Below are 17,856 nucleotides of genomic sequence, written 5' to 3'. Positions count from 1 at the left end.
CCCCGCTCCGAGGCTCCGCTGTCATTTCCGCATGTCGTCATGGTGGTGGGCCCCGAAGAAGGCCAGGCCGGGACATCCTGCGCCGTCCGCCTCATCGTGGCCGGCACCCCCCGGAGGAAGGACGCGACGCGCATGACGATCTCTCTGCAGTCTCAACACTCCCTTGGCTCAGGCCGCTACACCGTCGGGTTCGCCGAGAGCGCCGCGGATTTGCGCGCCGCCCAGCGCCTGCGCTACGAGGTGTTCGCCGGGGAGATGGGCGCCCGGCTCGACTCCCCCCTGAGCGGGCTCGACGCCGAGCCGCTCGACGCGTACTGCGACCACCTCCTCGTCCGCGAGGGTGACACGGTGGTCGGCACCTACCGCCTGCTGCCGCCCCGCCGCTCCGATCGGCTCTACGCCGACTCCGAGTTCGACCTCGGCGGGTTGAAGGGCCTGCGCGGCGACCTGGTCGAGGCCGGGCGCACGTGCGTGCACCCCGACCACCGCGGCGGCGCGGTCGTCGCCCTGATGTGGGCGGGGATCGCGCACTACATGACCAGTCGCGGCCACGCGTGGCTGGCGGGCTGCTGCTCGGTTCCCCTGAACGACGGGGGTGCGGTCGCCGCCGGAGTCGTCGACCGGGTCCGGCTGGGGCCCGAGGAGTATCGCGTCACGCCGCACACGCCCTGGCGGGACGCCGGGGTTCCCCGGCCCGGCAGGTTCGTGCTGCCGCCGCTGCTGCGCGGTTACCTGCGGCTCGGCGCGTGGATCTGCGGCGCTCCCGCCCACGATCCGGACTTCGGCACCGCGGACTTCTTCGTGCTGCTCTCCGTGGCCGACGCCGACCCCCGCTACCTGCGGCACTTCCTCGGGCAGACGCGGTGAGCGCCGTCACGCACCTGCCGGCGGCCTCCTCCGCCTGGCTGCCGACGTCTCCCTGCATGCCGGATGTCTGCCTGCGCGCGCAGGCCCGCAGGGCCGGCCCCCTGCGGCGGGCCGCTCGCATGGCGGGCGCGGCCGCCGTGCTGCTCGCCGGTCTGCCGATCGCGCTCGCGCTGGGCCGTACGGCACGGCGGGGGGTGGTCACCATGCTGTGGTCGCGGCTGCTGTTGCGGGCTCTCGGCGTCAGGATCGTGACGCACCGGGGGTTCTCCTTCATCGGGGGCTCGGCGCGGGTGCGGGCCGTGCCCGGGGAGGACGGGCCGGCCCTGCTCGTCGCCAACCACGTCTCCTGGCTCGATCCCCTGGTCATCACGGCGACCGCCGCCTGCCGCCCGCTGGCCAAGGCGGAGGTGGGCAGATGGCCGATCATCCGTACGCTCGCCGGCCGGGGCGGCGCGCTGTTCATCGACAGGGACAGGCTGTCGGCTCTGCCGGGGGTCGTGGCGGACATGACCGCCGCGCTGCGGCGCGGCGAGAGCGTGGCCGCGTTCCCCGAGGGCACGACCTGGTGTGGACGCGAGATGGGGCGTTTCCGGCCCGCGGTGTTCCAGGCCGCGCTCGACGCGGGAGTGCCCGTACGGCCGGTGGCGCTGCGTTTCCTGGAGGGCGCTGGAGCCGGCCGAAACGCCGGCCGAAACACGGGTGCCGGCCGAAACACTGGGGCCGGGCGATTGACCGGGGAGCGGGTCGCCCTCTCCACCCGGCCGTCGTACGTCGGGGACGACACTCTGCTCGCGTCCGTCCTGCGGATCGTCGCCACCAGGGACCTCGTCGCGGAGGTGACGGTCTTCCCCGCCGTACGGCCGGTCGGCCCGGTCGCGCTCGGCGGGCCGGTTCAGCGCAGGCAGGCGCGGACGGCGCTGGCGCGGATCGCGGAGGCTCAGGTCAGGACGGGGCTCGTGACGGGGCTCGTGGAGCCCGGGGAGCAGGTCGTGGCGGCCTGAGCGGGGCTGCCGGACACGATCGCCGGCGTCTGCCCGGCGCCTCGCCGGGCAGACGCCGGACGGGCGCCGGACAGACGCAGTGGATGACGGACGGAACTCAGCGGGTGATCGTGCTCTTCGACTTCACCCAGCCGATGCGCTCGCCGAACTCGGTGAACAGCTCCCTGGGGTCGGTGTTCGTCGACGTGTCGATGACCGCGCCGCCGAAGTAGCCGTAGAGCTTGCCGCGGGCGGACCCGCTCACCTGGGCCTTCGCCCAGAACGTGTAGCTCCCGCCCTTCTTGAGGCCGGGCAGCACGCACAGCGCGCGGGTCCGCTCCCGCGTGCAGTGCTCGTGGTACTTGGAGCCGTGCGGCACGTAGACCCGGGTCTTGGTGACGTTCTTGGGGAACTTGACCGCCAGGAAGATCTCGTCGGTCCTGGTCTTGAGGTTGTTGACGAGCTTGACCTTGTATGACACCACGCGCCCGGCGCGGACGCCGTAGGGGTAACTGACCTGGATGCGGACGGGCGCCGAGGCCGCCGTGTTCGCCGTGGTCGCCGCGGACGAGGTGGTCGCGGCCGACGACGCGGCGGAGGCGGGCGCGCCGGACGCGACCAGCGCGCCCGCGGCCAGTGGCAGTGCCAGCAGCGCGGTCGGCTTGCCGATGAGGGTACGCATGCGGTCAGCCTTGACGATCGAGATCACAGTTGGATCACGTATCAGAGGATGAGATGGCTGTCGCCGAACTCGTGCCAGAGGTAACCCTCCTCCAGCGCGGCCTCGTACGCGCGGGCCAGCACGCCGGTCCCGGTGATCGACGACAGCATCATCAGGTGGCTGGAGCGGGGCTCGTGCAGGCCCGTGACGAGGCCGTCCACCGCTCGCACGCCTTCCGCCGGCGTGACGACGTGCGAGGTCCAGCCCGACGTCGCCCGCACCGTGCCCGGGGCTGGGGCGTCGAGGGCGGCGGTCTCCAGAGCCCGTACGACGGTCGTGCCGACGGCGATCACCCGGCCCCCGTGCTCGCGGGTGATGTTCACCAGCCGTGCCGTCCACGGGGAGACCGAGAACCACTCGGGATAGGGCGGTTCGTCCTTCTCCGGAGACGCGACCCCGGTGTGCAGCGTGATCGGCGCGATGCCGATCCCCCGGCGGACCAGGTCGGTGACGAGCTCCGGGGTGAACGGCCGGCCGGCGCTGGGCATCTCCGCGCTGCCCGGCTCGACCCCGAAGACCGTCTGGTAGTCGGCGAGCGGCCAGTCGCGTCTCACGTGGCCGTACCGGATGGGCACGCCGTGCACGGCGAGGTAGGACAGCACGTCGCGGTCCAGGTGGGCACGCCACAGGCGCGGCGTCTCCTGCGCCGGCAGGCGCAGCGTGGCCCCTCCCGGGAGCGGCAGCCACTCGCCGGGCGCGACGCCGGAATAGGGCTCCGTCGCCGTCGCCGTACGGCGGCGCAGCTCGACCAGCCACTCGCCGGACGCGAGGCGGCCGGAGAAGTGGACGGCCAGCCGGTCGAGCCGCACCGCCGCGGGCAGGGTGGCGGAGTTGTTGACCACCAGCAGGTCGCCGGGGGACAGCAGCGACGGCAGGTCGGCGAAGACGTGGTGGGTGACCTCTCCGGTGACCTCGCCGGTGACTTCGCCGGTGTCACGGCGGGACACCAGCAACCTGACCTCGTCGCGGCGCAGGCCGCGCGCCTCCGGCGGTTCGTGCGCCTCCAGCGGCGCCGCCAGTGCGAACTCGAACGATTCCCCCGCGCCGTACGGCCTGACCCCGGGCGGCGTCGCGTCCGCCCCGTCCGCCCGGCCGGGGGCGGTCTTCGCGGGGCGATCGGTCCGGGGCGGGACGGTGGTGTGCGGGTCCCGGGCGGTCATTCCAGTTCTCCTCGCGTGAAGCGGCCGGGGGCGGGGCGGGCGCCCACGAGGCGCAGCAGCGCCGGGACCACGCTCTCGGGCGGCGGCGCCGCCGCGGCCTCCTCCGGCCCCACGGCGTCCGCCAGCATGCGGGTGCGCATCTCGCCCGGGTCCACCCACCAGACCGCCACGTCGGGCTCCTCGGCGGCGAGGACGTTCGACATCTGGTCGAGGGCGGCCTTGGTCGCGCCGTAGCCGCCCCAGCCCTCGTACGCCTCGACGGCGGCGTCGGAGGTGATGTTGAGGATCGCGCCCCGCCGCTTGCGCAGCGCGGGCAGCGTCGCCTGCGCCAGCGCGAGCGGCGCGATCACATTCGTCTCGAACAGCGCGCGCAGCGCGTCCGGCGGATAGTCGGCGAGCCTCGGCAGCGGGGCCGGGCCGAGCCCGCTCGCGTTGTTGATCAGCAGGTCCAGCTCGGGCACGGACTCGGCGAGCCTGGCCACGTGCGCCGGGTCGGCGACGTCTCCGGGGATGGCCAGGGCGCCGAGGTCGAAGGCCGCCGACATCAGCTCCTCCTCGCCGCGGGCGGTGAGGAGGAGCGACCAGCCGTCGCCGGCGAGCGCCTTGGCGAGAGCGAGTCCCAGCCCTCGCGACGCTCCGGTGATGAGTGCGTGCTTCATGTGCTTCACGCTAGAAATCAGCACGTCGGGCGCGCATCGGACCGAGGTCCGGCCGCCGCTCGGCAGTTGGGTCTAGGTCCTGCGGCCGACGCGGAGCGTTCGGCGGTGGACCTACTCTGTGTCCGTGCCCGAGCCTGCCGACCCCGCCGCCGACCCGGCCGCCGGCCCCGCCGCCTCTGCGCGGGACCGCGACGCGGTGCTGCACGCGGTCAGCTCGGCCGTGCTCGCCGTCACCCGCCACCTGTCGGTCCGCGAGGTCCTCCAGGTGATCGTGCGGTCGGCGGCGCGGCTGCTCGACGCGAGATACGCCGCGCTCGGCGTGCCGGACGACGACGGCGCTTTCGCTGAGTTCGTGGCCGAGGGCATCTCCGACCAGCAGTGGGCGGCCATCGGGCCCACCCCCCGCCAGCACGGCATGCTGGGCGCGATGCTCCGCGAGGGGACGCCGGTGCGGCTGCCCGACATCCGCAGGGATCCCCGGTTCGGGTGGTGGCCGAAGGCCCACCCCATCCTCAAGGACTTCCTCGGTGTGCCGATCACGGACGGCGACACGGTCCTCGGGATCATCTTCCTGTCCAACAAGCGGACGCCCGGGGGGTTCGGCGAGGCCGACGAGGAACTGCTGACGTTGTTCGCGGCGCACGCCGCCATCGCGATCACCAACGCCCGGCTGTACGAACGGGGGCGCGAGCTCACGGTCGTCCAGGAACGCACCCGGATGGCCCGCGAGCTGCACGACGCCGTCAGCCAGAAGCTGTTCTCGCTGCGGCTGACCGCGCGGGCCGCCGCCGCGCTCACGCGCACGGACCCCGAGCGGGCGGCCGAGGCGATCGAGCGGGTCGAGCGGATGGCGGGAGAGGCGCTGACCGAGCTGCGCGCGGTGATCGTGGAGCTGCGCCCGGCCGAGCTGGACCGGCACGGCCTGGTGGAGAGCCTGCGCAAGCAGGCGGCCCTCCTCAACCGCCTGCACCCCATGACGGTCGCGTTCTCCGCCGAGGGCGACCCGCCGGGCGACCGCGGCCTCGGCGGTGCCCCCGATCCGGCGCCCGAGATCGAGGTCGCCGTGCTCCGGGTCGCCCAGGAGGCGCTGCACAACGCCGTACGGCACGCCAGGGCCGCCCGCATCGACGTACGGCTCGCGCATCGGGAGGACGCGCTGGTGCTGGAGGTGACCGACGACGGCGCCGGATTCGACAGCGCCGGGCCCAACGGTGCGGGCGTGCACGGCTTGGGCCTGCCGTCGATGACCGACCGGGCCCAGGCCGTCGGCGGCACGCTGACGGTCTCCTCCGCGCCCGGCCGCGGCACGACCGTGCGACTGGAGGTGCCCGCGTGATCCGCGTGCTCATCGCCGACGATCACCCCGTCGTACGGCAGGGCCTGCGTACGTTCCTGGAGATCCAGGAGGACATCGACGTCGTGGGGGAGGCGGCAGACGGCGCGGAGGCGGTCGAGCTGGCCGGAGCGCTCACGCCCGACGTGCTGCTGCTCGACCTGAAGATGCCGGTGCTCGACGGCCTCGGCGCGCTCGCGGAGCTGTCCGGCCGGGACGTGCGGGTGATCGTCCTCACCTCGGTCAGCGACCGCGGCGACGTGGCTCCGGCCATGCGGGCGGGCGCGGCGGGCTTCCTCTACAAGGACGTGGACCCCGGCGCCCTCGTCCAGGCGATCCGGGCCGTGCACGGCGGGCAGGTCCTGCTCGCGCCGGAGGCCGCCGAGGCGATGCTGGCCGGCCCGGCGGACCGCGAGCGGGACGCGGCGGGGTCCGCGCTGACCGACCGGGAACGCGAGGTGCTGCGACTGCTCGCCGCCGGCCGTTCCAACCGCGAGATCGCCCGCGAGCTCACGGTGGCGGAGAAGACCGTGAAGACGCACGTCTCCAACGTGCTCATGAAGCTCGCCGTGCAGGACCGCACCCAGGCCGCGCTTTACGCGGTACGCCACGGCCTGTCCTGACGGGACGGTAGTTCGTCTCGCGAATTGGTTATTCTGGACCGGTGAGCAAGGATGCTGGCGGCCGGATCGGGACGGTGGCCGCACTGGTGCGGTCCACGTTCCTGGTGAACGCCGTGTACGCGAATTCCGCCCGCGAGTACGGCCTCACCCAGCAACAGGGCCAGTTGTTGTGCGTCCTGATGGCGCAGCCCTACGGCATGAGCGAGCTTGGCGCGGTGCTCGGCCTGGCCAAGTCGAGCCTGACCGGTCTGGTGGACCGCAGTGAGCGCAACGGACTGGTCCGGCGCACCTCCGACCCTCAGGACTCCCGCGCGGTGCGGGTGTCGCTCACCGGGCAGGGCGCCAAGCTGGCCGACGAGTTCTACGCCGAGACCTGCCGCCGCGTGGAGGAACTGGCCTCGGGTCTGGCGCCGGCGGAGCGCGACACGCTCGCCGCCCTGCTCGGCCGCGTCGTGACGGACAACAAGGTCCCCAGCGTCTTCGTGGAACCGGATTCGATGCGCTGAACCCCGAAGGGATTGTGGTTCGCACTACGAACTAATATGGTTCGTAGTGCGAACTTTTGTCCCTGTGGAAAGGCGGAACGTTGTCAGCACATGACGTCGTCTTCGGGTTTGGCGCGCACTCCGGCATCGAGGACCTACCCGAGCTGCTGCCGATGGTCCAGCAGGCCGACCGCGACGGGCTCGACATCTTCACGTTGTCGGACCATCCCTACCTCGGCGGACGTGTGGACGCCTATGCGGCCCTCGGCTTCATCCTCGGGCGTACGCAGCACATCGCCGGTTTCGCCAACGTCACCAACCTGCCGACCCGGCCCGCGCCCATGCTGGCCAGGATGGTGACGTCGTTGTCGGCGCTGTCGGGCGGCCGGATCGTGCTCGGCATGGGCGCGGGCGGGTTGTGGGATCGCATCGCCGACATGGGGGTGCCGCTCCTTTCGCCCGGCGACGCCGTGGACGCCTTCGAGGAGGCGATCGTGCTGGTCAAGCTGCTGTCCGGCGGCGGCCCTCCGGTCACCTACCAGGGCAAGCACTACCAGGTGAACCAGATCGAGCCGGCCCCCGTGCCCGCGCCGCCCGTGTGGACCGGATCGGTCGGCCGCAAGTCCCTGGCCGCCACCGGCCGGGTGGCGGACGGCTGGATCCCCGGCCACGCGGCCGACTGGCTGAGCCGGCGCTACCGCACGTCGCGGCCGGTCATCGACGAGGCGGCGGCGTCCGCCGGGCGTGATCCGCGCGAGATCCGCACGGTCTTCAACTTCCCCGGCCGCATCACCGACCGGCCGATGCCCGCCACCCGTGACGCGGAGGGCCGCTGGATCGGCGGCTCCGTCGGCCAGTGGGTCGAGGAGCTGACCGGGGCCGTGGTGGAGCACGGCGCGTCGGGCTTCACGATCTTCTCCGCCGACCAGGGCGCCCCCGGCCGCACCCTCCTGGCCCGCTGGGCCCAGGACGTCGTGCCGGCCGTCCGCGAGGCCGTCGCGAAGCAGTGAGCCCGGTCCGGGCCCGGCAGACTGGGCGCGTGCGGCGGACCGGTGCGCGTGTCACACCGGTCGCGCGTCGGACCGCTCGCGTGTCGGACTGGTCGCGGGTCAGACCTGGGACTCCGCGATCGCGTTGTGCGCGGCCACCCTGGCCCGCCGTACGGCGCGGTCGAGGTCGCGCAGGGCCTGCCCGCGCGCGGCGACCTGCCCGGAGGTGAGTCCCCGCTCGTCGGCCAGGCGCAGCGCGGCCGTCAGCCGGGCGGCGAGGGCGCCGACCCGGTGCGCCCTGCCGGGATAGCCGGGGGCGAGGGCCTCGCCCGCGCGGTCGAGCGTGTCCGGGGTGGGGAAGCCCTGTGCCGGGCCGCCCACGCTCAGCAGCGCCTCGGTGGCGGCCATCATGGCGGTCCGCAGCGCCTGCTCCGCCTCGGCCAGCGACGGCACGTCGGGCGGGACGGCCGACGCCTCGGCCACGGTCCAGCGGATTCCGGAGTACGACGAGCCGCGCCGGTCGGCGGACGGCACGAGACCGAGGCACCGGCCGGACAGCACGGCCACGACGGCCTGGCCCGCGTCGATCGCGGCGCCGTTGAAGGCGGGCGGGCCGGTGAGCCCGAGCGGGTCGCCGGGCACCGGCAGGGCCAGCCGGAACGCGTCGAGGCCCTCGATCCGCCGGTCGACGAGGTAGGCGAGCAGGGGGGTCTCGACGCCATCCGCCGCCACCACCTGGGGCCCGGCCTCGCGCTCGACGCGGTCGAGGGCGTGCTCCAGGCTCACGTGTCCCCCGAGCCAGGCATTGCCCCAGGCGACGAGCGTGGCGGAGATCGGTGAATCGATGCGCACCCGATCCACGATATGTGGTCGGACTGCCATAGTTTTATCTCAGCGAACCACGGAGGGGGACCACATGGGCGGTCAGGTGCTTCAGCTTCAGGACGTGACCGTCCGTAAGGACGGCGCTGCCTTGCTGCGCGGCATCGACTGGAGCGTCAGGGAAGACGAGCGCTGGGTGGTGATCGGGCCCAACGGCGCGGGGAAGACGACGCTGCTCCAGGTGGCCGCGTCGCTACTGTTCCCGTCCGAGGGCTCGGTGGAGATCCTCGGCGAGCGGCTCGGCCAGACGGACGTGTTCGACCTGCGGCCCCGGATCGGCCTGGCCAGTGCGGCCCTGTCGGAGCGCATCCCGCCGGATGAGAAGGTCATCGACCTCGTGCTCACCGCGTCGTACGCGATCCTGGGCCGGTGGACGGAGGAGTACGACTCCCACGACGTCACTCGGGCGGTCGAGCTCATCGACCAGCTCGGCTGCGCCCACCTGATCCGGCGGCGTTTCGGCACGCTGTCGGAGGGCGAGCGCAAGCGGGTGCAGATCGCCCGGGCGCTCATGCCGGACCCCGAGCTGCTGCTGCTCGACGAGCCCGCCGCCGGGCTCGACGTGGCGGGCCGCGAGGACCTCGTACGCCGCCTCGGCGCGCTGGCCCAGGACCCGAAGTCGCCCACGATGGTGCTGGTCACCCACCACGTCGAGGAGATCCCGGCCGGGTTCACCCATGTGCTGCTGCTGCGGCACGGCTCGGTGGTCGACCAGGGGCCGATCGACTCGGTGATGACGCCGGAGAACCTGTCCGCGACCTTCGGCGTGCCGCTGCATCTCGACCGCGGCCAGCAGGGCCGCTGGTACGCCCGTCCCCTCTGATCCCCACGCGGAGCCCGGCGCCTACCCTTGGCGGATAGCCGTACGAAGGAGATGTGCGAGTGACGCCGTGGGAGGCGGTCGCGGTCTTCGCGGCCGGTATCGGGGCCGGGGCCATCAACGCCGTCGTGGGATCGGGTTCGCTCATCACGTTCCCGACGATGCTGGCCGTCGGCTTCCCTCCGATCGTCGCGAACGTGTCCAACAACGTCGGGCTCGTGCCGGGCGGCGTGACCGGGGTGCTCGGCTACCGCGCCGAGCTCAAGGGCCAGCGCGAGCGGCTGCTCCGGCTCGGCGTCGCGTCCGTGATCGGCTCGGTCGCGGGTGGGGTGCTGCTCCTGCGCCTGCCCGCGGAGGCGTTCAAGGTCATCGTTCCGGTGCTCATCGCGGTCGCCTGCCTCCTCGTGGTGTTCCAGCCGAGGATCAACGAGTGGCTGGCCGCACGGCGCAGGCCGCACCCGCACGGCGGGCCGTGGCTGTGGCTGGGCGTCCTGGGCGCGGGCATGTACGGCGGCTACTTCGGCGCTGCCCAGGGCATCGTGCTGATCGGCCTGCTCGGCAGCTTCCTCGACGAGGACCTGCAACGGGTGAACGCGGCGAAGAACCTGCTGTCGCTGCTGGTCAACGCCACGGCGGCGGTGCTATTCGCGTTCATCGCGCCGGTGGACTGGGCCGCCGTGCTGATGGTCGCGCTCGGTTCGGCCGTCGGCGGCTTCCTCGGCGCCCGCCTCGGCCGCCGGCTGCCCGCACCCTTGCTGCGGGGATTCATTGTTGTCGTGGGAATCGTGGCGATAGTGAAGCTGGTGTCCTGAAAGGGTATGTCTGCCCTTTGTGAAGGGCGACCGGGTGGAGATCGTCATCGATGCGGGGGGCACCCCGCGCACCTACGAAGTCATCGCGACCAGGGCGGGCCGCCGGATCGAGATCACGACGGGCCGGGGAGTGGTCGAGGTCACCGAGGTCACGCGGGCGGGCACTCCTGTCCGCACCGCGAGGTTCATGTCCAACCGTGTCCTCGCCCTGGTCGAATATCCCGCCGACGACCGCGCCCCGGACACCGGCTGACCCGGGCCCGGGCGCGGGACGCGCCGCAGTGGTGGAGTCACTGTGGTGGAGCCACTGATGGAGTCATCGTGGTGGAGCCGCTGCGGGATCACTCCGCGGGGCGGACCTGGATGACGCCGTCCTGCCGCAGCCGGGTCTGGAAGGCCGGCTGTCGCGACGTCGCGGGACCGTGCATGACCCGGCCGTCGGAGATGCGGAAGGCGCTGCCGTGCCACGGGCAGACGATGCAGGCCTGGCCTTCCTCCATGGCGACCCGTCCTTGGTGGAGAGGGCCGGCGAGGTGGGAACAGTTGTCCGCGAGCACGCTCACGTCGTCGCCGAGGCGCAGGACGAACAGGTCGATGTAGCCGAGCCGTCGCCGCACCGGCCGCCCGTTGGGCAGGTCCTTGAGCGCGCACAGGTCGTGCCAGCCGAGCGGCATGAGGTGGCCGACCGACTCCGCGTGGTTGGCCCCGGCGGCCTGGCGATAGGACATGTGGCCGCCGAGGTTCGCACCCGCGGAGGCCGCCGCCAGTCCCGCGTACCCCAGCATGCGCCCGGCGCGTTCGCGCCCCGTCACCCGTAAGAAGACAGAGCCCGAGTAGCAGAGCGCCGCTACGGCGTTCGTCATGGCGTGCACCAGGCCCACGCGCTGCTGCTCGCGATGGAGGGTGGACCAGTCGGTGAGGCCGGCCGCCACCGTGGGAACGGCGCTGCCCAGTCCCACCAGGATCAGCGTCCGCGCCGCGCGTGAGCCCGTCCTGGTCATGTCCACCACGCTCGCCGACAGCCAGCAGCCGAAGGTCGTCATGGCGAGGGCCGGGTGCAGCGGGTGTCCCATGGGCACGCCGTGCAGGACGTCTCGGAGCTTGCCCGGGCCGAGTCTGCGGCGGACCTTCTTGGATATGACGGCGATCGGCCGGTCGAGCGCGGTGGCCCGCTCGAGCCCGTCGAGGAGCTCTGCCGAGGGGACCCTCCGTGCCGTCCGGCCCGCATGCGGCCTGGTCGTCTCTTCCATTTCTCGCCCCCTAACACGGGATCACGTACCCCCGCGTCACAGGTGTGAACATGGACAGGCATGAGACGGTATGTGCGAGTTTCGGCCGGGACGTTCCCGGTCAGGGCGCCAGATGCCCCTGGGCGACCGAGCCGGCGACCAGCCGCGCGGCGTACTCGCCGAGCGTGGGCGACCCCTCCTCGATGAGCCGCACCTTCTCCATGACCTGGCGGGCCGTCACCTTGTAGAGCGGCCAGGTGCCGCCCTCGTTGTGATGGTTGGCGATGATCGGTGCGAGCCGGTCGAGCGCCCTGGCGAACCTCGCCTCGGGTGTGCGCCGCTCCTCGAACTCGTCCCACAGCCCGCGCAGCCGCGCCCCCTGGTCCTCCGGCAGCAGCCCGAAGATCCGGTCGGCCGCCGCGCGTTCGAGGGCGGCCTGCCCCTCGACCGCGACGGGATCGTAGATGAAGGTGTCGCCGGCGTCGACCTCCACGATGTCGTGCACGAGCAGCATCGCGACCACCCTGGAGATGTCGGTTTCCGGGGGCGCGTGCTCGGCCAGCGTCATCGCCATCATGGCCAGATGCCAGGAGTGCTCGGCGTCGTTCTCGCGGCGTGAGCCGTCGATCAGCGAGTTCCGGCGGATCACGCGCTTCAGCTTGTCGATCTCTGTGTGGAAGGCGAGCTGGGACTGCAGCCGTTCGTGGATGAGCGCGGTCGTCACCCGTGCAAGCCTAACCGGTCACGATCAGTTCGTCCCCGATCCGGCGCCGCGTGCCGTCCAGGTCATGAGACACACCCTTCTCCCGTCCGGCCCCTGGACCTGTTTCCCGGAGGCGAAGAGGGCGCCGAACGGTGAGCCGGGCGTCAGACGGTGAAGAGGCGGCCGACCTCCTCCAGCTCGCGTACGAGGTCGAAGCGGGGGTCGCGATAGTGGCGGGCGCCGAAGCCGGTGCGGCTCACGGTCCACTTCAGCTCACGCGCCCACCGGTCCTGGTCGGCGCACAGCGCCATATCGGCCATCGTCATCCGGATTTTGATCAGTGATAACCAGGCGGCACCGGAGGGATTCACCAAGAGACTCCTTTCGGAGGGGTGCCAAGCGGAGATCTCGTCGTCCTGAATTCGTCGTACGGAGGGCGCGTTCCATCGCCGGAACGGCCTATTCGGTGTTCGCTTCTTGTGCGATGCGAGCGTTGTGACGCCCGCCGAATGTCGAAATCCCGCTGGCCCGGATGCCTCCCGTTGTCACGCACACCCGAAGCGGCCGGCGCCCTCGCCGGGCGCGTGCCTCGGATGGGGAAGCGGGTCCGGAGTATTTCGCCGGCGATCGCCGGCGCCCCCACTCTCCAGAAGACCCTTCCCGTATCGATCGTGACTCAGGACGCAATGCCCTGCAATACTTGACGAAAAGAAATCCGCAAGAATCTTGTGCCGATACGCTGCAAATCGCGGTGCAAGTTGCACGAGCGGGCGCGGTAATCTTCGAACAGGGCGCCCCTCACCCGTGCGCCCGGTCCGCCAGGGCGCGCCCATCGTCCGTGCGTCCACCGCAACCACCGGATTCACCGGATGAAGGAGGTCGGCAGGGGTGCCCGAGCACGGCAGTCCCACCGTCCGCCGCCGTCGGCTGGGGCAGGAACTGCGCCGGTTACGCGAGCGCGCCGATCTGACGGGCGACCAGGTCGCCGTCCGGCTCGGCTGGTCCGCAGCGAAGATCAGCAGGATCGAGACGGCGCGCACCTCGCCTCGCACGAGCGATGTTGAGGCACTTTTATTGATCTACATGGTAGATTCCCGCCAACGCCAAGAGCTGCTCGCCCTGCACCGGGACGCGACCCGGAAGGGCTGGTGGGAGGACTACCGCGACTCCCTGCCCAAGGAATACACGACGTTCCTTGGCCTGGAGGCCGAGGCCACGGCGGCACGCGACTGGGAACCCCAGGTCGTGCCGGGTCTGTTCCAGACAGAGGCGTACGTCCGAGCCATGATGGAGAGCGGACAACGGAGCACCCTTGAGGCGCCGGGCGGCGTCCGCAGCCGGATCGAGGTCCGGATGGCGCGCCAGCAGGCGGTTCTCAGGACGGACAGCCCGCTGGCCATCTCGGCTGTTCTGGAGGAGTCGGTCCTGCTGCGCCGGTTCGGCGACCACGAGGTGATGCGGGAACAGCTCAGGCGGTTGATCGAGGTTTCAGAGAGGCCGAACGTCGAGTTGCGGATCCTGCCGCTCGACGCGGACCATCCGATCAACACCGGGGCGTTCTGCCACCTCAAGGTGCCCGAGTTCCATGACGTCGTGTACCTGGAGGCACTCCTGGGCGGGCGTCTGGTCGAGGACGAGGCGATCGTCTACCGGTACGAGGTGGCATTCGACTACCTGGAGACGAAGGCCCTCGACGTGGACGACTCCCGCCGGTTCTTGGAGAAAACTGTCCGTCACTGGCGTTAGCCAGCTCTAGACCGCCCCGGAAACCCGCGCGACATGATTTCCGGGGGGAGAGAAACATTGTCCAAGAACTCGAGTGACCTGTCCGGCGCCATCTGGTGGAAGAGTAGCCGGAGCTCTAACAACTGCCAGTGTGTGGAAGTTGCCGTACTTTCAGACGGCCACGTGGGTGTGCGCGACAGCAAAAACCAGGACGGTCCCGCTCTCGTCTTCACTCCCGCGGAGTGGGACGCGTTCATCGGTGGCGTGAAGGACGGCGAGTTCGACCTTTAGTCCTTGGCCTGGCCGACCTGTCCGGCGGCCAGGCTCTTCTTTTTCCTGGACATCCCTAGTCGTATCCCCATCGCTTTTTCCTTGCCGCGCGGCCTGCCTGGCCTGCGGCATCAGGGTGGCTGCGACTCCCGGTCCACGTCCGCGGAGGCGGCGATCGTGAGACAACAGGCGCGTACGGCCCGCGCCTGAAAGGGGCGCGAGCCGTACGCGAGGGGAAGGGGGTCAGGCGACGCCGAGCCCCTGCGCGACGCGCTGTCCGAGGTCCTTATGAATGTTGGTCCAGTAGTCGACCACGCGCTTCTTCATGTCGGCGGTGACCTCGGGAGCCGAGGCGTGGCCGACGATGTTGCTCACCATGTGGTCGCGATCGACGTCCGAGAGCACGTTCTCCCACAGCGCGCGCGGCTGGACGTAGTCGTCGTCCTCGCGGTGCCTGACGTAGGCGCTCCGGATGATCTCACCGGTGACCTGGTAGTTCTCGCCCTCGTAAAGCGACGGGTCGGCCGCGGGGCCGTTGACGCTGTTCGGCGCGTAGACCGGGTCACCCGGGTTGCGGTAGCGCATGTGACCGTCGACGTTGTAGCTGTGCACCGGCACCTTCGGCGCGTTGACCGGAAGCTGCAGGTAGTTCGGCCCGATGCGGTAGCGGTGGGCGTCCGGGTAGGAGAACAGGCGGCCCTGGAGCATCTTGTCGGGGGAGGGCCCGATGCCCGGCACCAGGTTCGCCGGCTCGAAGCTCGCCTGCTCGACCTCGGCGAAGTAGTTCTCCGGGTTGCGGTTCAGCACGAACCGGCCGATGGTGATCTCCGGGTAGTCGGAGTGCGGCCAGACCTTGGTGAGGTCGAACGGATTGAACCGGTAGTCCGCCGCGTCCTCGAACGGCATGATCTGGATGTTGACCTTCCACGCCGGATGGTCGCCGTTCCTGATGGCGGTCTGCAGGTCGCGAAGATGGAAGTCCGGGTCCTCCGCCACCAGCGCCCTGGCATCGGCGTCGGTGAAGTTCTCGATGCCCTGCTCGGTCTTGAAGTGGTACTTGACCCAGAACTTCTCGCCGGCGGCGTTGTACCAGAGGAAGGTGTGCGACCCGAAGCCGTGCATGTGCCGCCACGAACGCGGCGTGCCGCGGTCGGTCATGAGGAACGACACCTGGTGGGCCGACTCGGGCGACAGCGTCCAGAAGTCCCACTGCATGTTGTGGTCGCGCGTGTGGGTGTCGGCGCGGCGCTTCTGCGAGTGGATGAAGTCGGAGAACTTCGAGGGGTCGCGGATGAAGAAGATCGGCGTGTTGTTGCCGACGATGTCGTAGTTGCCGTCCTCCGTGTAGAACTTGATCGCGAAGCCGCGGGGGTCGCGTACGGTGTCGGCGCTGCCCCGCTCTCCGGCGACGGTCGAGAACCGCAGGAAGAGCCCGGTCTCCTGGCCCTTCTGGAACAGCTTGGCCTTGGTGTACCGGCTGACGTCCTCGGTGATCCGGAGCACGCCGTACGCGCCGCCGCCCTTGGCGTGCACCACCCGCTCGGGGACCCGCTCCCGGTTGAAGGCGGCCATCTTCTGGATCAGGTAGTGGTCCTGCAGCAGCAGCGGGCCGTTGGGGCCGACCGACAGGGAGAACTCGTCGCTGGGAGCGGGAATCCCGGCGTCAGTGGTGGTGATGGGCCTGTCGGTCATGGGGTTGCCTCCGGGGTCACTTCATGGAACTGCGTGCGGAAAGCGATGGAACAAGCACGGGACTCAGACGCGGGCGGAGTCGGGCTGGGCGCTGCCGGCTTCGGCCCGGCACGGGGGGCACAGGCCCCAGTAGATGACGTCCGCCTCGTCCACCAGGTAGCCGGCGTCCGACGCCGGCTCCAGGCAGGGCGCGTGCCCCACGGCGCAGTCGACGTCCGCGACTCTTCCGCAACTGCGGCAGACGAGGTGGTGGTGGTTGTCGCCCACCCGCGTCTCGTACCGCGTCGGGCTGCCCGCGGGCTCGATGCGGCGGAGGAGTCCGCCGCGCTGCAACGCGTTCAGCGAATCGTAGACGGCTTGCAGGGACACCTGGCCGACCCGTTCGCACACACCGCGATGGATGGCTTCCACGTCGAGGTGGTCGCCCCCGCTCACGGTCTGCATGATCGCCAGCCGCGCCGCGGTCACCCGCAGTCCGGCCTCGCGAAGGCGCCCGGGGTCGTTCACAACCCCCACGTTAGCAGCAAACTTGAATGGTTCAAGTAAAGGAACTCTCCCAGTTATTTGCCCCAGGATCTCCCACAGCCTCCCCGTCCGCCGACGGAGATGGCATGCTCGGGTGCCGTGAGACGTCAGCCCCTCGCCCTGTCCCTGTTCGCCCTCCTCGCGGCTCCCCTTCTCGTCGCGGGGTGCAGCCCGGCGGAGAGTGAGCCCGTCCCCGGCGCGTCGCAGTTGGAGGTCAAGACCGCGAAGCCGTCTCCCAAACCGCCGCAGCGGCGGCCCTTCACGATCTCCTTCGCCGGCGACGTGCACTTCGAGGGCGTCCTGCGGAGCCGGCTCGACGCCGACCCGCGTACGGCGCTCGGCCCGATCGCCGCCGTCCTGCGCAGGTCCAACCTCACGGCGCTCAACCTCGAGACGGCCATCACCACCGCCGGCACGCCCGCGCCGGGCAAGCAGTTCACCTTCCGCGCCCCTGCCACGGCGTTCGCCGCGCTCAAGGCCGCCGGGGTGGACGTCGTCACGATGGCCAACAACCACGGCATGGACTACATGGAGAGCGGCCTGGCCGACACACTCAAGGCGATCAGGTCCTCGAAGTTCCCCGTCATCGGCATCGGCGCGAACGTGACCGAGGCATTCCGTCCCTACCGCAGGACGGTCAACGGCAACCGGGTGTCGATCATCGGCGCCACCCAGGTGCTCGACTCGCAGTTCATCCAGTCCTGGACCGCCTCCGGCAGCAAGGGCGGGCTCGCCTCCGCCAAGGACGAGCCCCGCCTCATCCGGGCCGTACGGCAGGCTCGAAAGAACTCCGACACCGTCATCGTGTTCCTGCACTGGGGCACCGAGCTGGTCAAGTGCCCGACGCCGGTGCAGCGGAGCCTGGCGGACAAGCTCGTGGCCGCGGGGGCCGACGTCATCGTGGGCAGCCACGCGCACATCCTGCTGGGCGGCGGTTTCTCCGGTCAGGCGTACGTGCAGTACGGCCTGGGCAACTTCGCCTTCTACAACTGGGGCCCGGACACCGGGACGACCGGCGTGCTCACCCTGACGATCAACGGCAGGAAGGTGCTCAAGGACCAGTGGACCCCCGCCCGGATCAACGGCGGCGTGCCCATTCCCGTGACGGGCGGCGCCAAGCAGCAGGCGCTCGGCGCGTACCGCGCGCTGCGCGGCTGCACCGGCCTGTCGGCCGCACCCGCCGACTCCTGAGGCGGTGCGACGGGATTCTTGACAGCGGTGCGACGGGATTTCTTGCTGTAAATCAGACGACTGGTCGATAAGCGCTGACCGCGGCGCGTGAAACAGGCAAGATGAGTGGGTGTCCAGCTGGTATGTGAGGGAAGCAGACGGCCCCGCTTTCGCCGTCGAGCACTGTGCTGCCATTGAGACCCGTGCCGCC

General features: G+C 71.0%; 21 protein-coding genes. 12 read left to right on the top strand and 9 right to left on the bottom strand.

Annotated elements, in window-relative coordinates; genetic code table 11:
- Positions 1–132: 132 nt before the first annotated feature.
- Both ACGFIB_RS06565 and ACGFIB_RS06560 read left to right on the top strand, forming a co-directional pair.
- Positions 133–867 carry a GNAT family N-acetyltransferase gene (locus ACGFIB_RS06565; RefSeq protein ID WP_357016274.1) on the top strand — a complete coding sequence of 245 codons (735 nt, stop codon included), beginning with the start codon at positions 133–135 and terminating at the stop codon, positions 865–867.
- Positions 864–1,868, top strand: a complete 1,005-nt coding sequence (locus tag ACGFIB_RS06560; RefSeq protein WP_393369042.1) for a 1-acyl-sn-glycerol-3-phosphate acyltransferase — start codon at positions 864–866, stop codon at positions 1,866–1,868. The genes ACGFIB_RS06565 and ACGFIB_RS06560 overlap by 4 nt, the downstream gene beginning before the upstream one ends.
- A gap of 97 nt (positions 1,869–1,965) precedes the next feature.
- On the opposite strand, the gene ACGFIB_RS06555 is transcribed toward ACGFIB_RS06560, so the two are convergent.
- The 3 genes from ACGFIB_RS06555 to ACGFIB_RS06545 are packed head-to-tail and all read right to left on the bottom strand — an operon-like array spanning position 1,966 to position 4,387.
- Positions 1,966–2,529, bottom strand: coding sequence for a hypothetical protein (locus ACGFIB_RS06555; RefSeq protein ID WP_142567639.1), 564 nt, complete (start codon positions 2,527–2,529; stop codon positions 1,966–1,968).
- A gap of 41 nt (positions 2,530–2,570) precedes the next feature.
- Positions 2,571–3,728 (bottom strand): S-adenosylmethionine:tRNA ribosyltransferase-isomerase, encoded by a 1,158-nt coding sequence (locus ACGFIB_RS06550; RefSeq protein ID WP_393369038.1) that lies wholly within the window; start codon positions 3,726–3,728, stop codon positions 2,571–2,573.
- Positions 3,725–4,387, bottom strand: coding sequence for an SDR family NAD(P)-dependent oxidoreductase (locus tag ACGFIB_RS06545; RefSeq protein WP_357258809.1), 663 nt, complete (start codon positions 4,385–4,387; stop codon positions 3,725–3,727). The genes ACGFIB_RS06550 and ACGFIB_RS06545 overlap by 4 nt, the downstream gene beginning before the upstream one ends.
- A gap of 124 nt (positions 4,388–4,511) precedes the next feature.
- Between ACGFIB_RS06545 and ACGFIB_RS06540 the strand changes: the two genes are divergently transcribed.
- From ACGFIB_RS06540 to ACGFIB_RS06525, 4 genes are all read left to right on the top strand, one after another.
- Positions 4,512–5,723 carry a GAF domain-containing sensor histidine kinase gene (locus ACGFIB_RS06540; protein WP_393369034.1) on the top strand — a complete coding sequence of 404 codons (1,212 nt, stop codon included), beginning with the start codon at positions 4,512–4,514 and terminating at the stop codon, positions 5,721–5,723.
- A complete protein-coding gene (locus ACGFIB_RS06535; protein WP_142567635.1) occupies positions 5,720–6,343 on the top strand; it encodes a response regulator in 624 nt (207 codons plus the stop codon). The genes ACGFIB_RS06540 and ACGFIB_RS06535 overlap by 4 nt, the downstream gene beginning before the upstream one ends.
- A 41-nt stretch (positions 6,344–6,384) precedes the next feature.
- A complete protein-coding gene (locus ACGFIB_RS06530; RefSeq protein ID WP_142567634.1) occupies positions 6,385–6,849 on the top strand; it encodes a MarR family winged helix-turn-helix transcriptional regulator in 465 nt (154 codons plus the stop codon).
- Positions 6,850–6,929: 80 nt separating this feature from the next.
- Positions 6,930–7,838 (top strand): LLM class flavin-dependent oxidoreductase, encoded by a 909-nt coding sequence (locus tag ACGFIB_RS06525; protein WP_393369030.1) that lies wholly within the window; start codon positions 6,930–6,932, stop codon positions 7,836–7,838.
- 99 nt (positions 7,839–7,937) lie between these two features.
- Here the strand turns inward: ACGFIB_RS06525 and ACGFIB_RS06520 are convergent, their stop codons facing one another.
- Positions 7,938–8,663: a hypothetical protein gene (locus ACGFIB_RS06520; protein ID WP_387251946.1), complete on the bottom strand. Its 726-nt coding sequence runs from the start codon at positions 8,661–8,663 to the stop codon at positions 7,938–7,940.
- A 70-nt stretch (positions 8,664–8,733) separates the two neighbouring features.
- Between ACGFIB_RS06520 and ACGFIB_RS06515 the strand changes: the two genes are divergently transcribed.
- Genes ACGFIB_RS06515 through ACGFIB_RS06505 form a run of 3 tightly spaced genes read left to right on the top strand, consistent with a single transcriptional unit; the run spans position 8,734 to position 10,584 of the window.
- A complete protein-coding gene (locus ACGFIB_RS06515; protein WP_142567631.1) occupies positions 8,734–9,522 on the top strand; it encodes an ABC transporter ATP-binding protein in 789 nt (262 codons plus the stop codon).
- Positions 9,523–9,581: 59 nt separating this feature from the next.
- On the top strand, positions 9,582–10,331 hold the full coding sequence (locus tag ACGFIB_RS06510) for a sulfite exporter TauE/SafE family protein (RefSeq protein ID WP_357241839.1): 750 nt from the start codon (positions 9,582–9,584) through the stop codon (positions 10,329–10,331).
- A 34-nt stretch (positions 10,332–10,365) separates the two neighbouring features.
- Complete coding sequence (locus ACGFIB_RS06505) at positions 10,366–10,584, top strand: hypothetical protein (RefSeq protein WP_393369025.1); 219 nt, start codon at positions 10,366–10,368, stop codon at positions 10,582–10,584.
- Between the two features lie 88 nt (positions 10,585–10,672).
- On the opposite strand, the gene ACGFIB_RS06500 is transcribed toward ACGFIB_RS06505, so the two are convergent.
- The 3 genes from ACGFIB_RS06500 to ACGFIB_RS06490 form a co-directional block, all read right to left on the bottom strand.
- Positions 10,673–11,581 (bottom strand): Rieske (2Fe-2S) protein, encoded by a 909-nt coding sequence (locus ACGFIB_RS06500; protein ID WP_142567629.1) that lies wholly within the window; start codon positions 11,579–11,581, stop codon positions 10,673–10,675.
- Positions 11,582–11,681: 100 nt separating this feature from the next.
- Positions 11,682–12,284: an HD domain-containing protein gene (locus ACGFIB_RS06495; RefSeq protein ID WP_142567628.1), complete on the bottom strand. Its 603-nt coding sequence runs from the start codon at positions 12,282–12,284 to the stop codon at positions 11,682–11,684.
- A 143-nt stretch (positions 12,285–12,427) separates the two neighbouring features.
- Positions 12,428–12,589, bottom strand: a complete 162-nt coding sequence (locus ACGFIB_RS06490; RefSeq protein ID WP_191050984.1) for a hypothetical protein — start codon at positions 12,587–12,589, stop codon at positions 12,428–12,430.
- 562 nt (positions 12,590–13,151) lie between these two features.
- Between ACGFIB_RS06490 and ACGFIB_RS06485 the strand changes: the two genes are divergently transcribed.
- Both ACGFIB_RS06485 and ACGFIB_RS06480 read left to right on the top strand, forming a co-directional pair.
- Complete coding sequence (locus ACGFIB_RS06485; protein WP_142567626.1) at positions 13,152–14,009, top strand: helix-turn-helix domain-containing protein; 858 nt, start codon at positions 13,152–13,154, stop codon at positions 14,007–14,009.
- Between the two features lie 33 nt (positions 14,010–14,042).
- A complete protein-coding gene (locus ACGFIB_RS06480) occupies positions 14,043–14,279 on the top strand; it encodes a DUF397 domain-containing protein (RefSeq protein ID WP_191050982.1) in 237 nt (78 codons plus the stop codon).
- 222 nt (positions 14,280–14,501) lie between these two features.
- Here ACGFIB_RS06480 and ACGFIB_RS06475 read toward each other — a convergent pair whose 3' ends face one another.
- Together ACGFIB_RS06475 and ACGFIB_RS06470 are read right to left on the bottom strand one after the other, a co-directional pair.
- Positions 14,502–15,950 (bottom strand): catalase, encoded by a 1,449-nt coding sequence (locus tag ACGFIB_RS06475; protein WP_393369020.1) that lies wholly within the window; start codon positions 15,948–15,950, stop codon positions 14,502–14,504.
- A 63-nt stretch (positions 15,951–16,013) separates the two neighbouring features.
- On the bottom strand, positions 16,014–16,457 hold the full coding sequence (locus ACGFIB_RS06470; protein WP_142567623.1) for a Fur family transcriptional regulator: 444 nt from the start codon (positions 16,455–16,457) through the stop codon (positions 16,014–16,016).
- A 117-nt stretch (positions 16,458–16,574) separates the two neighbouring features.
- Between ACGFIB_RS06470 and ACGFIB_RS06465 the strand changes: the two genes are divergently transcribed.
- Positions 16,575–17,666 carry a CapA family protein gene (locus ACGFIB_RS06465; RefSeq protein WP_357241854.1) on the top strand — a complete coding sequence of 364 codons (1,092 nt, stop codon included), beginning with the start codon at positions 16,575–16,577 and terminating at the stop codon, positions 17,664–17,666.
- Positions 17,667–17,856 lie beyond the last annotated feature (190 nt).

It is taken from the genome of Microbispora bryophytorum, assembly GCF_043197435.1.
GTDB lineage: Bacteria > Actinomycetota > Actinomycetes > Streptosporangiales > Streptosporangiaceae > Microbispora > Microbispora bryophytorum.
Note: the sequence above shows the minus strand (reverse complement) of the source record. Positions and strands in the feature narration are given on the sequence as shown.